Origin of the sequence: Permianibacter aggregans, from assembly GCF_009756665.1 — a bacterium.
GTDB classification, from domain to species: domain Bacteria; phylum Pseudomonadota; class Gammaproteobacteria; order Enterobacterales; family Permianibacteraceae; genus Permianibacter; species Permianibacter aggregans.
Map to the genome: position 1 here is coordinate 1334013 of NZ_CP037953.1, position 22906 is coordinate 1356918.

Annotated in this window: 21 protein-coding genes; 9 read left to right on the forward strand and 12 right to left on the reverse strand. The window is 55.7% G+C overall.

The features are described 5' to 3' along the window. Nucleotides 1-36: 36 nt before the first annotated feature. On the reverse strand, nt 37-891 hold the full coding sequence (gene rsmI, locus E2H98_RS06155; RefSeq protein ID WP_133592168.1) for a 16S rRNA (cytidine(1402)-2'-O)-methyltransferase: 855 nt from the start codon (nt 889-891) through the stop codon (nt 37-39). A 34-nt stretch (nt 892-925) separates the two neighbouring features. On the opposite strand from rsmI, the gene E2H98_RS06160 reads away from it, so the two are divergent. The 4 genes from E2H98_RS06160 to E2H98_RS06175 are packed head-to-tail and all read left to right on the forward strand — an operon-like array spanning nt 926 to nt 4469. Next, nucleotides 926-2893: a penicillin-binding protein activator gene (locus E2H98_RS06160; RefSeq protein ID WP_133592170.1), complete on the forward strand. Its 1968-nt coding sequence runs from the start codon at nt 926-928 to the stop codon at nt 2891-2893. Continuing rightward, a complete protein-coding gene (locus E2H98_RS06165; protein ID WP_133592172.1) occupies nt 2890-3255 on the forward strand; it encodes a YraN family protein in 366 nt (121 codons plus the stop codon). The genes E2H98_RS06160 and E2H98_RS06165 overlap by 4 nt, the downstream gene beginning before the upstream one ends. Before the next feature lie 26 nt (nt 3256-3281). Beyond that, nucleotides 3282-3878: an SIS domain-containing protein gene (locus E2H98_RS06170; protein WP_133592174.1), complete on the forward strand. Its 597-nt coding sequence runs from the start codon at nt 3282-3284 to the stop codon at nt 3876-3878. 18 nt (nt 3879-3896) lie between these two features. After that, on the forward strand, nt 3897-4469 hold the full coding sequence (locus E2H98_RS06175) for a BON domain-containing protein (protein WP_133592175.1): 573 nt from the start codon (nt 3897-3899) through the stop codon (nt 4467-4469). A gap of 63 nt (nt 4470-4532) precedes the next feature. On the opposite strand, the gene E2H98_RS06180 is transcribed toward E2H98_RS06175, so the two are convergent. The 6 genes from E2H98_RS06180 to rplM all read right to left on the reverse strand — a co-directional run bounded on the left by E2H98_RS06180 (nt 4533) and on the right by rplM (nt 8686). Beyond that, nucleotides 4533-4973, reverse strand: coding sequence for a ClpXP protease specificity-enhancing factor (locus E2H98_RS06180; RefSeq protein WP_198325303.1), 441 nt, complete (start codon nt 4971-4973; stop codon nt 4533-4535). Nucleotides 4974-5106: 133 nt separating this feature from the next. After that, on the reverse strand, nt 5107-5811 hold the full coding sequence (locus E2H98_RS06185; protein ID WP_133592179.1) for a cytochrome c1: 705 nt from the start codon (nt 5809-5811) through the stop codon (nt 5107-5109). A gap of 2 nt (nt 5812-5813) precedes the next feature. Continuing rightward, nucleotides 5814-7019, reverse strand: a complete 1206-nt coding sequence (locus tag E2H98_RS06190; protein WP_232475487.1) for a cytochrome b — start codon at nt 7017-7019, stop codon at nt 5814-5816. 26 nt (nt 7020-7045) lie between these two features. Continuing rightward, complete coding sequence (gene petA, locus E2H98_RS06195) at nt 7046-7636, reverse strand: ubiquinol-cytochrome c reductase iron-sulfur subunit (RefSeq protein WP_133592182.1); 591 nt, start codon at nt 7634-7636, stop codon at nt 7046-7048. A 217-nt stretch (nt 7637-7853) separates the two neighbouring features. Beyond that, complete coding sequence (rpsI, locus tag E2H98_RS06200; RefSeq protein WP_133592184.1) at nt 7854-8246, reverse strand: 30S ribosomal protein S9; 393 nt, start codon at nt 8244-8246, stop codon at nt 7854-7856. Nucleotides 8247-8257: 11 nt separating this feature from the next. Beyond that, the gene (gene rplM, locus E2H98_RS06205; RefSeq protein WP_133592185.1) at nt 8258-8686 is read right to left on the reverse strand and encodes a 50S ribosomal protein L13; all 429 of its coding nucleotides are present in this window, start codon (nt 8684-8686) and stop codon (nt 8258-8260) included. 280 nt (nt 8687-8966) lie between these two features. Here rplM and E2H98_RS06210 point away from each other — a divergent pair, with 280 nt between their 5' ends. Continuing rightward, nucleotides 8967-9398: an HU family DNA-binding protein gene (locus tag E2H98_RS06210; protein ID WP_133592187.1), complete on the forward strand. Its 432-nt coding sequence runs from the start codon at nt 8967-8969 to the stop codon at nt 9396-9398. Nucleotides 9399-9460: 62 nt separating this feature from the next. Here E2H98_RS06210 and zapE read toward each other — a convergent pair whose 3' ends face one another. After that, nucleotides 9461-10552, reverse strand: coding sequence for a cell division protein ZapE (gene zapE / locus E2H98_RS06215; protein WP_133592189.1), 1092 nt, complete (start codon nt 10550-10552; stop codon nt 9461-9463). Between the two features lie 4 nt (nt 10553-10556). Beyond that, complete coding sequence (locus E2H98_RS06220) at nt 10557-11189, reverse strand: alpha/beta hydrolase (protein ID WP_133592191.1); 633 nt, start codon at nt 11187-11189, stop codon at nt 10557-10559. Nucleotides 11190-11360: 171 nt separating this feature from the next. Here E2H98_RS06220 and E2H98_RS06225 point away from each other — a divergent pair, with 171 nt between their 5' ends. The 3 genes from E2H98_RS06225 (at nt 11361) to E2H98_RS06235 (ending at nt 14355) form a co-directional block, all read left to right on the forward strand. Beyond that, nucleotides 11361-11792 carry a ZapG family protein gene (locus E2H98_RS06225; protein ID WP_133592193.1) on the forward strand — a complete coding sequence of 144 codons (432 nt, stop codon included), beginning with the start codon at nt 11361-11363 and terminating at the stop codon, nt 11790-11792. A gap of 106 nt (nt 11793-11898) precedes the next feature. Continuing rightward, nucleotides 11899-13230 (forward strand): Do family serine endopeptidase, encoded by a 1332-nt coding sequence (locus tag E2H98_RS06230; RefSeq protein WP_133592195.1) that lies wholly within the window; start codon nt 11899-11901, stop codon nt 13228-13230. A gap of 45 nt (nt 13231-13275) precedes the next feature. Beyond that, on the forward strand, nt 13276-14355 hold the full coding sequence (locus E2H98_RS06235; protein ID WP_133592197.1) for a S1C family serine protease: 1080 nt from the start codon (nt 13276-13278) through the stop codon (nt 14353-14355). A gap of 95 nt (nt 14356-14450) precedes the next feature. Here E2H98_RS06235 and E2H98_RS06240 read toward each other — a convergent pair whose 3' ends face one another. Both E2H98_RS06240 and E2H98_RS06245 read right to left on the reverse strand, forming a co-directional pair. Continuing rightward, a complete protein-coding gene (locus E2H98_RS06240) occupies nt 14451-16856 on the reverse strand; it encodes a bifunctional diguanylate cyclase/phosphodiesterase (protein WP_133592199.1) in 2406 nt (801 codons plus the stop codon). After that, nucleotides 16849-18129: an HD-GYP domain-containing protein gene (locus tag E2H98_RS06245; protein ID WP_133592201.1), complete on the reverse strand. Its 1281-nt coding sequence runs from the start codon at nt 18127-18129 to the stop codon at nt 16849-16851. Before E2H98_RS06245 ends, E2H98_RS06240 begins: the two co-directional genes overlap by 8 nt. A gap of 186 nt (nt 18130-18315) precedes the next feature. On the opposite strand from E2H98_RS06245, the gene chrA reads away from it, so the two are divergent. Then, nucleotides 18316-19653 (forward strand): chromate efflux transporter, encoded by a 1338-nt coding sequence (gene chrA, locus E2H98_RS06250; RefSeq protein ID WP_133592203.1) that lies wholly within the window; start codon nt 18316-18318, stop codon nt 19651-19653. Between the two features lie 136 nt (nt 19654-19789). On the opposite strand, the gene E2H98_RS06255 is transcribed toward chrA, so the two are convergent. Beyond that, complete coding sequence (locus E2H98_RS06255; RefSeq protein ID WP_133592205.1) at nt 19790-22723, reverse strand: bifunctional diguanylate cyclase/phosphodiesterase; 2934 nt, start codon at nt 22721-22723, stop codon at nt 19790-19792. Between the last annotated feature and the right edge of the window lie 183 nt (nt 22724-22906).

Below are 22906 nucleotides of genomic sequence, written 5' to 3' on the forward strand. Positions count from 1 at the left end.
CTTCGTGCATCACATAAACATAGCAAGCAAAAATCTTCATGTTTCGCGATTTTTCATGCTCAATGCCAGCTTATACAGCGGCTTATGGGCAATGCCTGTCAAGCGTTCTGCCATCGCCACCGCTTGCGATAACGGCAGCTCTGCCATCAGCACATTCAACATCCGCTCGGCTTCCGGTTGCCAGTCGTCTTGTTCTTTTTCCGGCGCGCCAGTAATCATCAATACCATTTCACCTTTTTGTTGATTGGCATCAGCCTCAACTTGAGCCTGAATATCAGCCAAGGTGCCGGACAAAAATGTCTCGAAGGTCTTGGTCAACTCGCGCGCCAGCACCGCTTCGCGCTCGGCACCGAGCACTTGCGCCGCGTCGTTCAAGGTTTCAACAATGCGGTGCGGGGCTTCGTAAAACACTATCGTTCTTGGCTCATCAACGAGCTGCTGCAAGCGTTGGCGTCGATTACCGGCTTTTGCCGGTAGAAAGCCCTCAAAGCAAAAGCGATCGGTGGGCAGGCCGGCAGCACTTAGCGCGGTAATCAGCGCGCAGGCGCCGGGAATCGGCACGATACGCAGTCCCTGGCTGCGCAGCGCCCGCACCAGCTTGAAGCCGGGGTCGCTGATCAGCGGCGTGCCGGCATCGGAAATCAATGCCAGCGAATCGCCATTTCGTAACTGTTTGGCGAGCTCTTCAACCCGCGCCTCCTCGTTGTGCTCATGCAGGGAGCGCATCGGTGTCCCGATGGCGTGATGCGCCATCAGTGAAGCGCTGTGGCGGGTGTCCTCGGCATAAATCTGTTTGACGCTGCGCAGGGTTTCGACGGCTCGTGTCGACCAGTCCGCCAAATTGCCAATTGGCGTGGCAACAACATACAAAACTCCGGCCTCAACGGTCATAATACGGGTCCATTTCTCTGCAAACTCATGGATCATGATGCCAAAGCCCGGCCTGTTTCGCTTGTTGATTCTCAGCTCACTGCTGCTGACCGCCTGTGAAACCATGCGTATGCCCGGTGACAAGGGCCAGCCGCCGCTGCGCAATGCCGATTATTTTCTGGAAGCGGCGAAGTCGAGTTCGGGCACGCGTGCGGCGCTGATGCGCTTGTCGGCCAGCGAACTGTTGCTGGCGGAGAATCGCAATGCCGAAGCGGTGCGGGTCATGGAAAATCTGCGGATGGCGCCGCTCAGCGAAGCCGATCAACAGAAACTGTATCTGATGTTGGCCGAAGCGCAGTTGCGGGTCGAACGCCCAGTTGAGGCACTGAATGCGCTGAGTACGCTGCCGCGTGCGGATCGGTTGTCAAACAAGCAACAACGTGAACGCTATGCACTGCTGTCCCGGGCCTATGCAGCCAATTTCCAACCAGTGGAAGCGGCTGAAGCACTGGTGCAGTTGCAGGAATACCTCAATAGCGTCGAACGCTTGAGCAACGAAAACGCCATATGGGAGTTGCTGCGTGGACTGAATCAGGAAACGCTGACCAGCGGTCGACTGCAATCGAAAGACACTGAGCTGCATGGCTGGCTGGATCTGGCCTTGCTGCGCGTTCGTCATGGCACCGACCCGGATCAGCTGCCGCGCGTGTTGCTCGATTGGCGCCAACGCTATCCGGAGCATCCGGCCAATCGCCGCTTGCCGGAAGAGTTGAGTGTGGCGTTGACCGCCAAGCGTTTCGATATCAACCGCCTGGCGGTGATGCTACCAATGACCGGCAGGCTCGCCGCCACCGGCCGAATGATTCGCGATGGCCTGATGATGGCCTACTACCAGGACCAGCATCCGGAAAAGCCGAATGAAATCGTGTTCTACGACAGCGCTATTGGCGATATCGGCCAAACCTATCAGCGCGCCATCACTGAAGGCGCCGATGTCGTTATCGGACCGCTCGAACGCGAGCACGTGCAAAAAGTAGCGGCCAGTCCGAGCATCCTGGTGCCGACGTTGGCGCTGAATCTGGTCGACCCGATGCAACCGCCACTGAGCTTTTATCAATTTGGTTTGCCGGTGGAAACGGAAGCGCGCCAGGTGGCGACGCGCGCACTGAGCAATTATCGTCAGGTCGTGATCATCACCAACAATGATGTGCTCGGCGATCGGGCCAATGTCACGATGCAAAAATGGATCGAACGCGGCAAAGGCGTTGTGCTGAACAATATTCGCATTCACGATGAAAAACAGGTTGAGCCGCTGATCGAACAAGCGCTTGGCGTTGATGCCTCAAAACGTCGCGCCCGTCAGCTGCAACAAATCCTTGGTATCGAAGTGGTGTCGCAGCCGCGTCGTCGTCAGGACATCGAGGTAATTCTGCTGGCCGCGAAGCCCTCGACCGCACGTCGCATCAAACCCTATCTGAATTTTTATTTCGCTCAGGACATTCCCGTGTTGGCGACCTCATATCTGTACAGTGGCCAACCGGATCCGGGGCGCGACGCCGACCTGAATGGCATCGAGTTTCCGGAGGCGCCGTGGCTGACCGAAAGTTCCGATTTTCTGAACGAACAGCGCCGGCAAGTGAAAGCACTATGGCCGACCGCAACAACGACACAGGCGCGCTATTTCGCCCTCGGTCACGATGCCTACCAGATTGCCCCGGAATTGCAGCGCCTGCAGGCATTCAGCGATTTTTCGCTGAGCGGATTGAGCGGCAAATTGCGTATGGATAGGCAGGGTCGAATCCATCGTGCGCTACCCTGGGCCCGTTTCCGCGATGGCCGCGTGATCGGTATCGGCATGATGGAGAACCCGATACTCGAAGCGGAATTGCAAGAAGCCGAACAGCGCGAGGCAGAAGCCTTGAAAGCGCAACAGGCGGCCGAAGGCGAAATGCTGAACCCGGTCGAAGCATTGCCGGAGACACTGCCACCGACGCCTTCTGATCAGGAAACGCCGCAGCCATGAAATGGTTGCGGCGCACCCGTCAACAACAAACCGGTGGCGCCGGTGAACACGCGGCGGAACAGGAATTGTTGGCCGCCGGCTTGAAACTGGTCACCCGCAATTACCATTGCCGCGGCGGTGAAATCGATTTGATCATGCAGGACGGCAATACCCTGGTGTTTGTCGAAGTGCGGGTGCGCAACAACAGCCGCTTTGGTAGCGCCGAGGAATCGATTGGTTTTCGTAAACAGCAGCGCCTGCAAACAGCGGCGCTGCATTTTTTGCAACATCACCGGCAGTTTCAGCACGCCGCCTGTCGTTTCGATTCTTACTGCATTACCGACGGCAAGGTGCAATGGCTGAAGAACGCTTTTCAAACCTGAGTAATCGGCTTTAATACGAGAGAAACATGGAAGCGAAACAACGCATTCGCGATTTGTATAACGAATTTATCCAGACCCAGATCGCTTCGGTGGATCTATTATCGGATTCGATTCAGCGCGCCGGCGATGCGCTGGTGCAGGCGCTGCTCGGTGGTCATAAAATCATGACCTGCGGCATTGGCGGCTCCGCCGGCGTCGCGCAATTGATGGCGGCGGCGTTGATCAATCGGCTTGACCGCGAACGGCCAAGTTTGCCGGCGATTTCGCTGAACACCGATGGCGTTGCACTCAGCTCCGTTGCCGAGGATCAGGGCTTCAACGAAGCCTACGCCAAACAGGTGCGTGCGCTCGGTCAGGCTGGCGATGTACTGGTAGCGCTGTCGACGTCCGGCAACGCCCGCAGCGTAATCGCCGCGATGGAAGCGGCGCTCAGTCGCGATATGCTGATCATTGCGCTGACCGGCAAGGATGGCGGCAGCATGGCCGGTTTGCTCGGCCCGCACGATGTTGAAATTCGCGCACCGTCGAATGTCAGTGCGCGCATTCAGGAAAGCCATTTGTTTGTCGTGCATTGTTTGTGTGACCATATTGATCGGGCGTTGTTCGGTACGCCCGGAAACTGAACGAAAAGAGAGAGTGACATGTTGGCGAGAATCTTGGCGCTGGTCGTAATGGTTTACTTGAGCACGGGTTGTGTTGGTGTGGCCGTGGTAGGCGCTGGTGCCGGCGCCGTGATGGCCGATGACCCACGGTCGTTTGGCACCCAGATTGATGATGAGAATATCGAGAGCCGCGCGTTGCGGGCGATCCGCGATAACAATGAAATCAGCGCGCAAAGCCATGTCGAAGTGGTCAGCTACAACCGTGTTGTGCTGGTCGTCGGCCAAACGCCGGCAGAAAGTTATCGAACCCAAATTGGCCAACTGGTTGCCGAGGTGCCGAATGTCCGTAAAGTCTATAACGAAGTGAAAGTCACCGTGCCGCGCTCGGCATTGACGGCAATGTCGGATTCGACGATCACCAGTAAAATCAAATCAGCGTTGTTGGTCGAGTCGGAATTTCCTTCATCGAATGTCAAAGTCGTTACCGAGAATAGCGAAGTGTTTCTGATGGGCTTGGTGACACGCAAGCAAGCCGAGCGAGCCACCGAAATTGCCCGCACGACCAATGGCGTCGAAAAAGTGGTGCAAATATTTGAGATTCAGGAAAGCTGAGTCGAAATCGAGTATAAAAAAGGGGCGTTTTTTTACGCCCCTTTTTTTGCTCACCAATCAGGTTTATTTGACCACTTTCAAGCTAGGCCGTTTACCGCCTTTGTCTGGCGGTGCTGGCGACTCGGGAGGTGGCTCGTTGCCGTCGCTATCATCGACCGCCTGCAGAGTTGGGCTCTCTGCCTTCACGCCCGGTGCTTCGGCCGGGCCGAATGCCATGCCTTCACCGTTTTCCTTGGCGTAAATGGCCAGCACCGCCCAGATAGGGATATGCATTTGCCGGGCAACACCGCCAAAGCGCGCGGAAAATTCGATGTAGTCGTTATCCCAGAAAAATTTGCCGACCGCAGAAGGATTGATGTTCAGCACAATCTCGCCATTTTTGACGAATTCGCGTGGCACCTGCACCCGCTCATCACGGGCATCCACCAATAAATACGGCGTGCACTGATTGTCGAGAATCCAGTCGTAGGCCGCGCGCAGAAAATACGGCCGGCTGGAACTCATGACAAAATCGGACATCGTTTACCTCGTTTCATTCACTACCGCCGCTCAGATGCCTCGGAACGAGGCTTCTGCGACCGAAAATAAAAATGGCGGCTTTCGTGCCGCCATTTTTATTTTTCTTTCACGGCACCAATCAGTGCACGTCTTTCCAGTATTCTTTCTTCAGCAGATATGCCAAACCGAACAGCACCAGCAAGAACATCAGTACATAAACACCGATTTCCCGGCGATCCGACTTCATCGGCTCGGCGACATAGTGCAGGAAATTGGTGATATCGAGCACCGCCTGATCGTATTCCTCCGGCGTCATGCTGCCCTGCTCGACCAGCTCCAGCTTGCCATCATCGGTTTTCACCTGCACGCCCTGAAGATTTTCCATCACGTGCGGCATACCAACGTTCGGGAATACCGTGTTGTTGACGCCGTAAGGGCGGGTTTCATCACGGTAAAAACCTTTCAGGTAGCTGTACAGCCAATCAACGCCATTCTTGCGCACACGGGCAACCAGAGTGAGATCCGGCGGTGCCGCACCAAACCATTCGGCAGCGTCCTTTTTGTCCATCGCAATCTTCATCTGCTCACCGATTTTGTCGCCGGTGACCATCAGATTCTGAATAACGATTTCATTTGGAATTTCCAGATCTTTGGCCATGCGCTCATAACGCTGAAACTCCAGCGAGTGGCAGCCCATGCAATAGTTGACGTACAACTTGGCACCGTTTTGCAGCGATACCAGATTGTCCGGCTGGATATTGGCTTTTTCCAGCTCGACACTGGGACCGGCCGCAACGGCGGCAAACGAACCAACCGCCAGAATCAGACTTAGAATCTTTTTCATGATCAACTCACCCGGTTTGGTTCTGGTTTATTGAATTTCGCTTCCCATTTCGAGAAGAATGCGAGGTAAGCGAAGAAACCGAAGTAGATCAGCGTACAAACGCGCGCCAGCAAGGTCTTGGCATCGGTCGGCGGCAGTGCACCGAGAATACCGAGAATGATGAACGCAACCACGAACAACGCCAACGCTACTTTGAACGGCCAGCCGCGGTAGCGAATCGACTTGATCGGATTGCGATCCAGCCATGGCAACACGAACAACACGGCAATGGCACCACCCATCGCGACAACACCGGCAAGCTTGTTCGGCACCGCACGCAGAATCGCGTAGAACGGCGTGAAGTACCACACTGGAGCAATGTGCTCAGGGGTTTTCAGCGAATCCGCCGGGACAAAGTTTGGCGGCTCCAGGAAGTAACCACCACCTTCCGGGAAGAAGAAAATGACCAAACAGAACGCCATCAGCAAACCGACAACGCCCATGATGTCCTTGACCGTGTAGTACGGGTGGAATGGGATGCCATCGACCGGAATGCCGTTTTCGTCTTTGTTCTTCTTGATCTCGATGCCGTCCGGGTTATTGGAACCGACCTTGTGCAAAGCGACCAAGTGCACGAACACCAGACCAACCAGGGCCAGCGGCAGCGCCACCACGTGCAGCGCAAAGAAGCGGTTCAAGGTAGCACCGGAGACAACGTAATCACCACGAATCCACAGCGTCAGTGCATCGCCGATACCAAACGGTATCGCACCGAACAAGTTGATGATCACCTGCGCGCCCCAGTAGGACATTTGACCCCAAGGCAGCAAATAACCCATGAACGCTTCGGCCATCAGCAACAGGAAAATAACCATGCCGATGATCCACAGCAGCTCACGCGGTTTTTTGTACGAGCCGTACATCAGGCCACGGAACATATGCAGATAAACGACGATGAAGAAGAACGACGCACCGGTCGAATGCATGTAGCGAATCAACCAGCCGAGCTCAACGTCACGCATGATGTACTCGACCGAAGCGAACGCGCCTTCAGCAGAGTTGTTGTAGAACATCGTCAACCAGATACCGGTCAGGATTTGATTGACCAGCACCAGCAACGCAAACGAACCGAAGAAATACCAGAAATTGAAATTTTTTGGCGCATAGTACTTGGTGACGTGGTATTCCATCGTTTCGGTGAACGGGAAACGCGCGTCAATCCAGCCCATCAGGCCTTTTTTCTCTTGCTCGGCCATTATGCAGCTCCTTGTTGATCGACGCCGATCAGCAGCGTGGTCTCACCAATATAGGAATAGGGCGGAATGTCGAGATTGGTCGGTGCCGGTACGCCTTTGTAGACGCGGCCAGCCAAATCGAATTTGGAGCCATGGCAAGGGCAGTAGAAACCACCTTCAACCAGTTCGTTGCTCTTGTCTGGCTGATACAGCGGTACACAGCGCAAGTGGGTGCAGGTACGCACAGCAACGAAATATTCCGGCTTGATCGCACGAGAGGCGTTCTTGGTGTATTCCGGTTGCATCGACTCATTCGAGTCCGGATCACGCAATTCATTGGCCAGCGTATCGAGCGCGGTGACCATTTCCGGTGTGCGACGCACGACGACCACCGGTTGGCCGCGCCACGGCACCGTCACTTGGCCACCGAGTTCGACTTTCGACACATCGACTTCCACCGGCGCACCGGCGGCTTGAGCCCGGGCGCTAGGACGCCAAGAAGCGATGAACGGCACGGCGGCAAAACCGGCACCGACTGCGCCTACGGCAGCGGTGGCCCAAGTCAGCACGCGGCGACGGCCCAGATCGACACCGTCATGTTGTTCAGCCATTGCAGCTGGTCTCCCCAATCAATTACGACAAACGACAATACTCGTACGACTGCCGGAAAGGCAGCGATTGAGCCTCGTCAAAAACGGGTAAAAAAAGTGCGGCAATGATAGTTGAAAGCCCCCCATAACGACAAGGAAAAGGCGGATTTCGGCCATAAAAAAAGCCCGATTTCTCGGGCTTTTTTCGCATACTGCAAAGCGACAATCGCGCAGGTGATTAACGCTTGGAGTACTGAGGACGCTTACGGGCTTTGTGCAGACCGACTTTCTTACGCTCGACTTCACGGGCGTCGCGGGTCACATAACCAGCGGCACGCAAGGCCGGACGCAGGGTTTCGTCGTATTCCATCAGGGCACGGGTGATGCCCAAACGGATAGCACCGGCTTGGCCAGTACCACCACCACCTTCAACGGTGACGTACACGTCGAACCTTTCCAGGGTTTCGGTAAGCACGAGCGGTTGGCGAACAATCATGCGTGACGTTTCGCGGCCGAAGAATACATCCAGGCTGCGATCGTTAACGGTGATGTTGCCGGTGCCCGGGCGCAGGAACACGCGAGCCGCGGCAGTTTTACGCCGGCCGGTGCCGTAGTTTTGTTGCTGAGCCATGGTGGGTTCCTTTAGATTTCGAGCACTTTCGGCTGCTGAGCGGTGTGTTTGTGCTCAGTACCAGCGTACACTTTCAGTTTACGGAACATCGCGCGACCCAGGGGACCCTTGGGCAGCATGCCTTTCACAGCGCGCTCAATAGTCCGCTCCGGATAGGTTGCGATCATGTCCTTAAATGCCGTTTCCTTGATACCGCCGGTGTAACCGGAGTGATCATAGTACTTTTTGTCGGTCCACTTGGCGCCGGTGACCTTTACCTTTTCGGCATTGATCACGACGATGTAATCACCGGTGTCGACGTGCGGCGTGTACTCTGGCTTGTGCTTGCCACGCAGCCGGCGTGCTACCTCAGTGGCCAGACGGCCCAGGGTCTTGCCGTCGGCATCGACCAATAACCAGTCGCGTTTGACGGTCTCGGGCTTGGCGCTGACAGTCTTCATTGAATAAAGCTCCAGAGAGTCTTGGTTTTAAAACAAGGGCGCGAATTCTACCGACGCGGCCAGGCGCTTTCAAGCTGAATCGGCGAATTTTCGATCAGCGCAAAGACTAGATCGGCCAAGTATCGAATTTTTCGGGCTTTTTTTCAGGGAAATCGCAAAAAACCCTTTATTTACCGATCATTTTGCATTACAACGGCTACCCAAGACCGCTGATCCCGCGTATTTCTCGGGAAAAAACGCGATCTGTACATCCCAAGGAACTCATTAGAGGCATAGATCCATGGCTGCCAAGAAAGCAAAAGCTGTAAAGAAAGCCCCGGCCGCAAAGGCCAAAGCCGCTCCGGCCAAAAAAGCTCCGGCCAAGAAGGCCGCCGCTCCGAAAGCCGCAATGCCAACCAAAGGTGCCATCACCGAGAAGTACGGCAAAACCCAAATCGTTACTTCGCTGGCTGAAAGCACCGGTCTGAACCGCAAACAAGTCGCCGCAGTCATCGACGGCATGAGCGATCTGATCGGCCGTCACCTGGACAAGAAAGGCGCTGGCGAATTCGTGCTGCCAGGCCTGTTCAAAATTGCCACGATCCGCAAGCCGGCCACCAAGGCCCGCAAAGGCATCAACCCGTTCACCAAAGAAGAAGTGGTGTTCAAGGCCAAGCCAGCGCGTACCGTGATCAAAATCCGTCCGCTGAAAAAGCTGAAGGAAATGGTTTAAGCCTTACGGCTTGACTGAACAAAACGGCGCCCGAAGGCGCCGTTTTGTTTTCTGGTCATACGCTAAGGAATATGCGCACTGGTCAAATAGGCCTCGGTTTGCATCTCCTGTAACCGTGAGCGGGTGCGCTCGAATGGAAACGTCAGCATGTCGCCGATATAAATGTCGTCGAGCGGGACCGCAACGACCAGACTGAGCTTCACCTTCCGCTCATAGAATTCATCGACCAACGAAATGAAACGCCGGGCGGCGTCATCATTCTTGGCTGATAACTGCGGCACATGGGATATCAATATCGTGTGGAATTCCCGGGCGATCTCGATGTAGTCCGCTTGCGCCCTGGCGCTCTCGCAGAGCGCGTTGAAATCGAACCAGGCGACGCCGTCTTTCCAGCCGCGGGTATGAATGGCTCGATCATTGATGATCAGGGTATCCGACGAATGCACCAGGCCATCCATCATCTGAAAACGCTGGGCCAGGATTTGCTCGTTTGCCGGCGTGTCCGGCCTCAGATAGACACCGTGCGTTTGCAGATCGCGCAGACGATAGTCAGTGCCGCTGTCCAACTCCATGATCTGGCAGTGCTGTTCAATCAGCGCGATGGCCGGCAGAAAATTGTCGCGGGCCAAGCCGTTTTTGTACAGCTCTTTCGGCGGAATATTGCTGGTCGCAACCAGCGCCAGGCCGTTGCGAAAAAAGGTATCGAGCAAGCCAGCCAGCAGCATCGCATCACCGATGTCGGTGACGAAAAATTCATCGAAGCAGAGCACATCGATGCGCTGGCATAATTCTTCGCCAATGCGCTGCAGCGGATTGGCTTCGCCTTTGCGCTTTTTCAGTTCGCCATGCAACCAATGCATGAAGCGGTGAAAGTGCAGACGTTGTTTGCGGTCTCCTGGCAGCGTTTCGAAAAACAAATCCATGACATAGGTTTTGCCACGACCGACACCGCCCCAGAGATACAGTCCCTGTACGGCTTTTTGCTCGCGGCCGAAAAGGCGGGCAAAGAAGCCGGGCTGCTCGCTACGTGCCTGAATCAGTTGCTTTTGCACTCGTGACAGCGCTTTGATTGCTTCGGCCTGCGCCGCATCCGGCATGCGCACGCCATTTTGCAGGTCCTGGCGATAACGTAGGGAAACTGGCGTTTGCTGCATCGATTCAATCGCCCTTCGGTAAAACCGCTTCGAGCTTTTCACGCAGCTCGACCAAGCGACCATGGAAGAAATGGCCGGCACCATCCATTTTGATTAGGCGGGCATTGTCGGGCAGCGTTTCGGCCCACTCGAACACGGTTTTCGGGTCGACGACTTCATCAGCATCGCCCATGACGATAGTCCAGGGACATTCCGGCATCGGGTGTTGACTGAAATCGAAACGGGTGACAGCAGGCGCGATGCTGATTAGTTGCTCGGCATTCAGTTCCTTGGCACTGATCGTCGAAACGAAGGCGCCGAACGAAAAACCCGCCAACCAGAATGGTTTGATTTGCGGGAATTGCTCACGCAACCATTTGCTTGCTGCCTGCAAATCCTGCGTCTCACCAATGCCCTGCTCAAATTCACCTGCGCTTTTGCCGACACCGCGAAAATTGAAGCGGACCACTTCTCCGCCGAGCCCCGACAGCAACCGACTCAAGGTGTAGACCACCTTGTTCTCCATCGTGCCGCCGTGCAAGGGATGCGGATGACAAACGACAGCCAGAAAGCGCGGCTCGCCTTCGGCGTGCAGGTGTTTGAGTTCCAAAGGCCCGGTCGGGCCGTCGATGACATGGCGGGTTTCGCTGGCAGACACAGGAAATTTCGCTCCGGGATTACAAACGGGATGGCTATTGTCTCACACGATCTTCAGTCAGGCTCAGTCCAGCAATCAAGCGTTCTGTTCATCTTCTCTTCATAAAGGGTTCGCTACAATGTGTCTGCGCGTGCATGGAGTGCGCTGCCATCGCAAAAAAGGGGAACTCTGATGGACATTCGACTGCTGCTTCTGATTCTCGGTGCGGTCGCGCTGATCGCGTTTTTCATTGGTCGTCGCACGGCTCCTGGTGGTCGCGCGGTTCACAAACTGCAGAAGGATTTGGATGGACGGGCCCAGGAATTGGCCAGCTATCAACAACAGATGCACCAGTTCATGGTCGATATGCAGGATGAACTCGACCGCGTATCCAGTGCCTATCGCGATTTGCAGGCCAAGGTAAAAGATGGCAGCGAACGTTTTGTTGCCAAACGCGGTATTGAGCAGTTTCTGCACCAACAAGCCGCTCGCCTGGATGCCCGCGCCGATAACGATGAGCATGGCTTGCAAGCCTTGGTCGCCGAGCCGGCCTCGTTGGAGCCGCCGCGCGATTATTCCCCGGTGCGCGGTTCATTAAGCCAGCCAAAACGCGCCTACGCTTGAAATTGACCTAAACCAGCCTTATTACTGCAAACGGCACCATGACGGTGCCGTTTGCGTTTGTGCGTCTGTCGCATTTGTTTCGTTGACTGCCTGAGATGGAGGCCCCATGCCGGCAAAATTCGCTCCCTTGCTGCTGATCTGTTCACTGTTATTGCCGTTGCCGGCAACCAGTGCTGCGTTACCCAGCGAAGTCGATGGTCAACCACTGCCGAGTCTGGCACCAATGCTGGAGAAAATCTCGCCGGGCATCGTCAATATCGCGACGACGGCCACGGTCGACCGTGGCGTCGCCCGTGATTTTTTCGGTTTTCGTTACCGACTGCCGCCGCGCAAGGTCAACAGCCTCGGCTCCGGCGTCATTGTTGACGCTGAAAAGGGCCTGATCCTGACCAACCACCATGTCGTTGGCGTTGCCGATGAAATCACCGTGACGCTGTTCGACAACCGCGAATTGAAAGCCACCGTGGTCGGCAGCGACAAGGAATCGGATATCGCCGTACTGAAAGTCGAGGCGAAGAACCTGATCGCCGTGCCAATGAGCGATTCCGACAAACTGCGCGTTGGCGATTTTGTCGTGGCCATCGGCAATCCGTTCAGTCTCGGTCACACCGTCACCAGCGGTATTGTTTCGGCGCTCGGCCGTCAGGGTCTTGGCATCGAACAATATGAAGATTTCATCCAGACCGATGCCGCGATCAACCCCGGAAATTCCGGTGGCGCGTTGGTCAATTTGCGTGGCGAACTGGTCGGTATCAATACCGCCATCGTCTCGCCTGGCGGCACCGGCAATATCGGCATCGGATTTGCCATTCCGATCAATCAGGCCTGGAACGTGCTGCAGCAGATCATGCAATTTGGCGAAGTACGGCGAGGCGCGCTGGGGCTTTCGGTCAATGACATGACCCGCGAGCTGGCCGAAGCGCTCGGCGTGGCGCAAAGCTCAGGCGTTATCGTCACCACGGTCAGCGAAGGCCTGCCAGCCGACAAGGCCGGAATCAAACCCTACGACATCATCGTCGCACTCAACGGCCGCGCCATCCGCAATCGCGGCGACTGGACCAATCAGTTAGGTCTACAGCCGTCAGAAAGTTGGGTCACCGTCGAATTGCTGCGCGATGGCAAACGCATGAACATCCGGGCGAAATTGTCGGCCAGCGCCATCGAGCGCATCGCCGGCGAAAGCATTCATCCTTTGCTGGAAGGCATCACGCTGCGCAATTATCTGCGTCGCGGTGAACCGGCCGGCGTGGAGATCACCGAGTTGCAACCGCGCTCACGCGCTGCGCAATACGGCTTGCGCAGCGGCGATGTGTTGATTGGCCTTGGCCGCTACCGGGTTGAAGATATTGGCGCCTTGAAAGAGCTGGCCAAAGGCCAGCGGGCGCTGCCGATTAATGTATTGCGGGATGACAATACCTACCTGCTGGTGTTGAAATAGCCGTCGATAACGAAAACGTATATATAGTTGGAGGCGCTTCCCGGCATGGCATGGATACGAACCATTATTGGCGCGGTGCTTGCCGGTTTGCTGCCAGCCCTGCTGTTTATTGTGCTGCAGGCGCAGTGGCGTGATTGGCACAAACCAGCGCCGGTCACTCTGCCGCCGGCGCCGATCAACAACGCCCAGTACTCCTATGCACCGGCCGTGGCCAAAGCCGCTCCATCGGTCGTCAGCATCCGTACCGCGACGCAAAACAAAGCCGAAGGCAAGGATCGGGTCTCGGTCGGTCTCGGCTCCGGCGTCATCTTTCGCGCTGACGGCATCATCATCACCAATTACCACGTCATTCGCGAAGCCGATGCCATTGCCATTGAATTGCGTGATGGCAGAACCATGCGCGCCGATGTGCTCGGCTTTGATTTCCTGACGGACCTGGCCGTGTTGAAAGTTGAACCCAGCGATTTGCCGGCTATTCCGCGCGCGCCATCAATGCCACGCGTTGGCGATGTCGTGCTGGCCATCGGTTTTCCGGTGTTTCTTGGCCAAACGGTCACGGTGGGTATCGTCAGTGCGACAGAACGACTGGAACGCGGATTTATTCGCCTGTTGCAAACCGATGCGGCGATCAATCGCGGCAACAGCGGCGGTGCTTTGATTAACGCTTCCGGCGAATGGATCGGCATCAACTCGGAAGTGCTACCTTCACAACTTGGTATTCAAGGCATCGGTTTTGCGATTCCGGCTGATTACGTGCAGCGCATCGTCAACGACATCATCGATCACGGCCGGGTCATTCGCGGTTCGATTGGTTTTGTCGGCACCGGCACGCTGAACGAAATTCGCGGTGAGCACGACGACAATCCTTATCTGAACGCCGTGCGGGTCGATAAAGTCGACGAGAACGGGCCCGCGTTTGCAGGAGGCATGCGTGACGGCGATTTGATCACGCACTTCAATGGCCAGTTGATCGGCGGTGTCACCGACTTGCTGAATCGTATTGCCGAAACCAGGCCCGGCACCGAAATTCGTTTAAGGGTGCGTCGCGAAGGCAGTGATCTAGAGCTGCCCATCGTTGTCGCCGAACGGCCAATCGACGTACCGCCTCCGGCGAGCGAGAAATAGCGCGATACATACCTAGTAATGGTGGAAACGCGGCAAGGGTACCAGCGGTGTGTTCGTGGAGCGGCTCAGTAACGGCCACTCGCCGCCAAAAAACGCTAGAGGCTATTGCTGTCCCTCAACAGCGCGTCGATCACTTCGACCTTCTGCGCCGGCGAGAACAAAAAGCCCTGCAGAAAGTCGCAGCGCAGCAACTGCAGAAAATGCCGCTGCTCACTAGTTTCCACGCCTTCGGCAACGACCTGCAATCCCAGAATTTTTGCCATTGAGATCATCGCGGTGACGATGGCGGAATCGTTCTCGTTATCGGGCACTTGAGCAATAAAGCTGCGGTCAATTTTTAGCTTCGATACCGGCAGTCGCTTCAGATAACCAAAGCTGGAGTAACCGGTGCCAAAATCGTCGATGGAGATGGCGACACCGAGCATTTTCAACGCCGACAGCTTTTCCTGAGTGTCTTCAACATCATTGATCAACACCGACTCGGTCAGTTCCAGCTCCAGCATCGAAGGCGGCAGCGCAAACTCCTGCAAGGCCTGATGCACCGAATCAACAAAACCGGTTTGCTGGAACTGCAAGGCTGAGACGTTGACCGACACCGTCAAGTTTTTGCCGTCACGATGCCAAAGGCTGGCTTGCTGACAGGCTTGCCGCAACACCCAGCGACCGAGATTGATGATCGTGCCGGTTTCTTCGGCGATCGGAATAAACTGTGCTGGTGAAATAAAACCGTGCTCGGGATGCGGCCAGCGCAACAACGCCTCGACACCGGTGATGGTTTGCGTTTGCAGGCAGAGTTGCGGCTGATAGTGCAGCTCGAACTGTTGCTGTTCGAGTGCGGCGCGCATCGCTTGGTCCAGCTTCATTCGTGACAACAAGCCGACGTTCATTTGTGGCTGGTAGAAACGGTAGTCACTGCGACCGCGCTCTTTGACCGCATACATGGCACTGTCGGCATTGCGGATCAGTTCTTCGTTGTCACCGCCGTCTTCCGGATAAAGCGCAATGCCGATGCTGATGCTTAGTGAAAACGGCATGTCGTTAATGACAAAAGTTTCCTGCATTGCTTCCAGCACCCGGCGGGCAAACGTTTCGGCGCCGCGCTCGTGGGTCTCATGCAGCAATACAATAAACTCGTCACCGCCGAGCCTGGCAATCATATCCACTTGCCGCAAACACCCCTGCAACCGCTTGCTGACCGCGCGCAGCAGCAAATCACCGGTGGCATGACCGAGCGCGTCATTGACGATTTTGAAGCGATCGACATCAAGAAATAACAACGCAAACGGCGTGTGTTGACGCTTGGCTTGTTCAATCATAAAACCCAGACGTTCATGCAGGCTGGCGCGGTTCGGTAGCCCCGTCAACACGTCACGATAGGCCAATTCCTCAATGCGGCGCTGCGCTTCTTTCGATGGCGTCAGGTCCTGGATGAAGCACACATATCGTTCAGCATGATGTGCGGTTTCCGGCATCCGCACCAACGACAGGCTGGCCGGGAAACGACGACCATTGCGATCTTGTAGCGCGACCTCGCCTTGCCAACTGTTTTGCTGTTGCAAGCTGTCGCGCCATTCGCGCAACCGGCTTTGCGTGACTTCCGTTTCCATAAACGCGGCGAGATTCAGCTTCTCCTGCCCCTCACGAAATCCCAGCAGCCGTTGGCAGTGCGGATTGCTGGTATCGAAATCAAACGCCGGCGTCAGCACACATATTGCCTGTGGCGCGGCCGTGAACACTTGCGAAGCCAGGGCCAGTGCGTGATCGTTGGCCAGTTTCTCGGTGATATCACGATAGGAAAAGTACCGGCCGATCGATTTGCCACGGGCAAACTGCGGTGTGCTGATCTGCTCGAGCACTCGGCCATCATGCAACTCGACCTGATCGTGTGTAGCAATGATTTGTTGATCATCGATAGGCATCCACGGCAGTAATTGGCTGCCGCCGTGACTAATCAGTTGTTGCAGCCAACTCAGTACGGCCTGGTCGTTGCGCCGGGTCAGCAGCGCCTTCGGAATTTTGAACAGCTCGGCAAAACGCTTGTTGAAACCACGGATACTGCCTTCATTATCGAGCACCAGAATGCCATCGACGCTGGACTCCAGCGTTGCCCGCAGCTCATCAATGATGGCCTCCAATCGCTGCTCGATTTGTTTGCGCTCGCTGCGGTCCTGCAACGCCACCAGATAATGGCGCTGCTCATCCAATTGTATCGGTCGCGCTTTGCGTAGCACGGTGGCATGGCAGCCATCGCCGCCATTCAGCAGCGTTTCCGACTGCAGGGTTTCGTCGTTACCGCGCTGCACTTCCTGCCAGAATAGCTCGTCTTCCGGTGTCGGAAAAAAATGAGTAATGCGCTGTTGCTGCAGTCGCGCACAGGTCATGCCTAGCAAGTTCTCAGCATTGGCATTGGCGTCAACGATCATCAAGGTGTCGACATCGACAATCAGCATCGCATCAAGCGTGGCGTGCAACCACTCATTCCACTGCTGCGTGTTATTCATTGGTCGCAACCGGTGGTTCGCGCAGACGCTCGAAGTAGTAACACATGCGCATCCGTGGTGACAGGTAATCGTAGACGGCACGCGGCAATTGTGTCGGCTTCAGGCTGCGGGTAATGGATAATTCGTCAACTTCATCAAGATTAACTAAAATCGCCGCGTGTACCGGCACGCCTTCATCATGAATCAGCACTTGCGGTTTGATGGGTCGATTGGCATTGACCGAAGTGACCAGCGCATAACGCTCATCGGAAAGTTGCACGACTGAGCCTGGCGGATACACGCCCATCATTTTGATAAACGCGGTCAGCATGCGTAAGTCAAACTGATCGCGTTGGCGTGCATACATCAGCGCCAGGGCATCATGCGGCGTGACCGCTTGCGAAGGATTCGAGGCATTGCAGAGATTGTCATAGTGATTGGTAATCGCCACGACGCGTGACAACTCAGCAATCGCTTCCCCTCGCAATTGTGCTGGAAAACCCTGGCCGTTCAACCATTCGTGATGCTGGGCAATGATGGCCACGACATCCGGCACCAGATTCATCCGCTCGGCGATTTGCACTCCATGGTCGACATGGGTTTGATAATGCTTGATATCGAGCGCTGAACTTAGTTGGTCGCGTTGCCGGCAGCGCGGCGTCAATTCGGTCTTACCCAAGTCGTGCAGCAGCGCACCGAGCGCCACTTGCGTCAAAGACTCCTGCGACAAACCCAAGGAGTTACCGAGGAGAGCCGACAAGATGGTGACATTCAATGGGTGTACGGCCGATTCTTCGCCAGACTTTTCCGACAACAAGCGAATCGAGACTTCATGCGTGCCGGCAATATCGCGGACCAAACTATTAGCCAGCGCCGACGCCGTTTGCGCCGATTCGACCGGCTCCATGCGGGCATTGAGCATGACCCGCTTCCAGGAATGGGCCGCGCGGGAAAAATGTTGTTCGCACTGTTCAAGGCTGGCTTGCTGCGCCTCCAATAATTCCTGACGCATTTTTTTTGCCAGCATTTCTGGATCGACAGGCTTTGATTCAGTATCAGTGATGACTACCGTCAATGGCTGATCGGGCATCGGTAATGGCTCGACATCGGAACGCGAAGGCAGGTATTTGATTTTGCGCAGGCCAAGCTGACGCAGTTGCGCCAGCTGGGTGTCATTGCTGATCTTGAAACGGTTCAGCGGGAATGGATGCTCGGTCCAGCCAAGATCCAGATACACGTAGAGCCCTATGCACAGTTGCTGAACATCAATCAGTTTTACGTCTTTCGCCGTCATCGGTAATCGTGCGCCGGGTCCAAATCCATATTGAAATCGGGCATCCTTGACGCGTCGTTTCGGCGACAATCGGCGTACCCGTACCAAGTGTAGTGCAGAGATGGGAAATTGCCGGGGTAGGAAACAGGGATTTTTATCGCACCGGTGTCGGTCGGTCACGTTATCGTCATCGCGCCCTGATAACCTATGCGCTTTTTCGTCAAACCGCTGCTTTTCTATAACAAAGGAGTCTTGCGTCCCGTGTCCAACCGCCCTTCCGCCATCCCGTTTCGCGAGGCTGCCGCGTTTTGGCTGAAACTTGGTCTGATCAGTTTTGGCGGCCCGGCTGGGCAAATCGCCATCATGCATCAGGAGCTGGTCGAGCGCCGACGCTGGGTGCGCGAGCCCGATTTTCTGCACGCATTGAACTACTGCATGATGCTGCCGGGACCGGAAGCACAGCAGCTTGCCACCTATCTTGGCTGGCTGATGCACGGTCGTTGGGGTGGCATCGTCGCCGGTGGGTTGTTCGTGTTGCCGGCGTTGGTGATTCTGGTGGCGCTGTCCTGGATTTATGTGCGTTTTGGCCAGCAGCCAATCATCGCGGCGCTGTTCTACGGCATCAAGCCAGCGGTCGTCGCCATTATTTTTCATGCCTGCTGGCGCATCGGCAAACGCACGCTGCATCACCCTATGCTGATGGCCTTGGCCGCTGCGGCATTCGTCGGCATCTTTTTTCTGCAGTTGCCGTTCCCGCTGATTATTTTTGCCGCTGGTGTCATGGGTTGGCTTGGTGCCCATTACCGGCCGGCGATTTTTTCTCCTGTGCATCAACAGGAAAACGACCCGCCTCCGACAGCAACAACCGGTTCACTGCGCGCATCGCCGCTGCGATCGCTGGCTTATGGTGTTGTGCTGTGGGCCGTGCCGATGTTGGCACTGCTCTGGTGGTTTGGCGGCGAGCATGTGTTCAGTCAGATGGCCTGGTTCTTCACCAAGGCTGCGCTGCTGACGTTTGGCGGTGCTTATGCGGTATTGCCGTATGTTCAGCAGGCTGCTGTTGATCATTATGCTTGGCTCAGCGCCAATCAAATGATTGACGGTTTAGCGCTCGGCGAAACAACGCCGGGACCACTGATCATGGTGGTGGTGTTTGTCGCCTATCTCGGTGGCTATGGCAGTCAGGTTTGGGGCGAAGCCGGCTCCGCATTGGCCGGCACGACGGCAGCACTAATCACCACCTGGTTTACGTTTTTGCCATCGTTTTTGTTCGTATTGCTCGGTGCGCCCATCATCGAAAAAACTCGCGGCATCGGCAAAGTGACCGGCCCGTTGACGGCAATTACCGCAGCGGTCGTCGGCGTTATGGTCAATCTCGGCGTCTATTTTGCGCAGTGGAGCATTTTTGCCAACCAGACGCTCGATATCTACACGCTGCTGGTTAGCCTCGTGGCGTTGTTATTGCTGGTCAAGCAATGGTTGGGCGTAATCCCATTGATTGCCGTGTCGGCGTTGGCCGGTGTTATTTATCGTTTGGTGTTTTGAATCCAAAACCGAACTTCTCGAAAACAATGTAGGTCAGGATTTATCCGGACAGGTTGTTGCTTCATTTTTGGGCGAACATTTTTGTGCGAATAAATTCGCACCTACCTTGACAGGGAATGTCCATCGAACTTTCCGGTTATGCCACCGGCGCGCTGCGATGCACCTGCCAGGGTTTATCGTCCGTACCCGCGAACAATTGTTCCGGCGGCATCGGCTTCGAAAACAAATAACCTTGCATAAACGCGCAACCGCGCTCATGCAGAAACTGCCGTTGCAATTCGGTTTCAACGCCTTCGGCGACAACGGCAAGGCCGAGGTTCTGGGCAATGGAAATGGTTGCCGAGGCGATGGCCGCGTCTTCTCGATCATCCGGTAAATCCTTGACGAACGAGCGATCGATTTTGATTTTGTTGATCGGCAAGCGCTTCAGGTACGACAGGCTGGAATAACCGGTACCGAAATCGTCGAGAGCCAGACTCAAACCCATTTTTCGGATTTGATGCAACTGCTTCATCGTTTGTTCATCGGGTTGCACCAGCGCACCTTCGGTCAGCTCCAACTCAATGCGCTCAGGATTGGCGCGAGTGCGACGCAGAATGCGTTCAATCGAATCGACAAAACCCGGTCGCAAAAACTGCAATGCGGAAATATTGACGGCGACAGAAAGATGTCCAAGCCCTTGGCTTTGCCATTGCCGCTGCTGCAAGCATGCTCGTTCCAATGTCCATTCACCGATGCGTACAATCAAACCGGTTTCTTCGGCGAACGGAATGAACTCCATGGGCGGCACCATGCCGCGCTCCGGATGACGCCAGCGAATCAACGCTTCGACACCAACCAGATTGGCATGGGCGTCGACTTGTGGCTGGTAATGCAAGCTGAGTTGGCTTTGCTCGATGGCCGCGATCAATTCGGTTTGCAGTTTCAGCGGCGCCGCCGTCACCGTGTCGCTCTCGCCCATGAACATGGCAAAACCATTGCGGCCGGCCTGCTTGGCGCGGTGCGAAGCGGTATCGGCGAAGCGCATCAGTTGCTCGAATTCTTCGCCGTGATCGGGGAATACGGCAATGCCGATGCTGCCACTGACGGTGATGTCATGCTGCATCAGATGGAAAGGTCTTTCCAATTCGTTCAGCAATTTTTGTGCGACCGTTTCTGCCTGGATGGCGGCATCAAGACCGGTCGACAGCACGACGAATTCATCACCGCCAAGACGGGCCAGAATATCGGTGCCGCGAATCGAATGAGTCAGGCGCTCAGCGACCAGAACCAGCAGCCGATCACCGACCGAATGGCCGAGCGAATCGTTGATGCGTTTGAAGTGATCCAGATCAAGATAACAAAGCGAGACATGGGAGTTTTTCCGTCGTGCCTCCTCGAATAATTGGCCGGCGATATCGCGCACTCGCGAACGGTTCGGTAGCCCGGTCAACTGATCGTAATAGGCAAGCAGATGCAGCTGCTCACTGGCCGCCTCCAAATCCGAGGTGCGCTCATCGACCAAGGCTTCAACACGGCGCCGATGGCCGGTACTGAGCAGCACAAATGACATGAACAACAGCGATGCAAGCGCGCCGAAACTCTGAAAGTTCAGCAGATAACCTAGTTCGTGGTTACCAGCGTAATCCACGGTCGGTGACAGCAGCACCCGCCACTGGCGTTCACCAAAAGTAATCGCATCTTCATAAAGGCTGTTTTTCAGATGACAGTTTTCATCACCGACCAGCACCGCGTTGCCGTAAGCCTGTGCAGCGCTGTCGAACAAACAGATTTCCACGCCTTGGGTTGCCGACTCGGTCAATGCCCGTTGCATGAAATCGTTCATGCGTAACGCCGTGTAGACCACACCGAGCAAGCGCCCATCTGCCGTACGAACCGGCAGATAACTGACGACGCCGCGCTGACGGGCGATTTCCTGGGTCAGCGTGAACGGTTCAGTGACCACCGACATGTTCTCGGCCGTGGCGCGCATAATCGCTGCGCGCGCCACCGGCAACGACAACACATTCAAACCCATTGCCCGGATGTTGCTGCTCAGGGGCTCGACGTATTGAATGGTCAAATACTCATCGGCCGGTTGCGCCACCGACAGCTCGTTATTGGCATCGCGATCAACAATGCTGAAACGCGGAAATCCTTCCTGCTGAATGCGTTGCTCGAAAGTGGCGCGTTCAGTGGAATCGACCGGCACAATCAAACCAAGTGCCTGGATGCCGGGCAAGTGTTCAAGAAAATGCGAACTGAACTGTTTGAACTGGGCGCGGGTGAGTTGCGGATTCAACAGCACCAACTGTTGCAGACTTTGCAACAAGGTATCGATATCACGCAGCTTCGATGAAACGGAACTGACTTGCTGACTGGCACCACGAACAAACTGGGCACGCTGGCGTTCGCGATCAAAATGCTGCAAAGCCTGCAACACCATGATCAACACCAACATCGAAAAAATACAGCAGAGCAACAGCGTCAATAATCTCGGTCGCCACAGTTTCTGCGGTTCGGCAAACGCAGCAAGCAATGGCGGTGTGAACAAAACGGCGCCGAACATATCGCCCTGCCACCAGGTGACCCAGGTGCGGGTTATCGCGTCTGCACCATGCGCTTCGGCTATCAACAACGACAAGGTCGCGATCGAAGCGCTGATCAGACAGGCAATCGGTCCAATCAGAATCAGAAAGCTCAAGATCGGCCGGGTACTGTCCAAAGCCGACGGCCAGCAACCAAAACGACGAACCAGAAAACGCCCGGCCGCAGCCTGCGCGCCGGCACCGATGCCAATCAGTAGCGGCAGGAAACTTTGTGCCACGCTCAAGTCTTTGGCATGGCTATACCAAAATGCCAGCGCCGCACCAATGGTGATGGCGGGCAGGATGCGATAGCCCCACAGCAAACACGCCGCCAACGCCAAACCCGCTGCCGGAAAAATTGGTGCGCCAATTTGTGTGCTTTGCGTGATCAGATCGGCGGCAACGCCGAGCAAAAAGTAAGCGATGACGACAACCAGCGACAACAACCAGAATGCCGGCATACGGATTGAACTGGCGTTGGCGGTGGTGGACAAATTCGGCACAGCATTCACCCGTGACTATGCGCCGGCATCGTTTTGTCCTTCTGCGATACCAGCGCCATAAACCTTGACTACCCGGGAAAGCGTTCTGGGTAAACCACAATCATCGTCCCGGCAGCGCGAGTTATAGGAATCGTCAAAGCCGCCGGGCCATTGCAGACGGCATGGATGAACGGTCATCCGCTC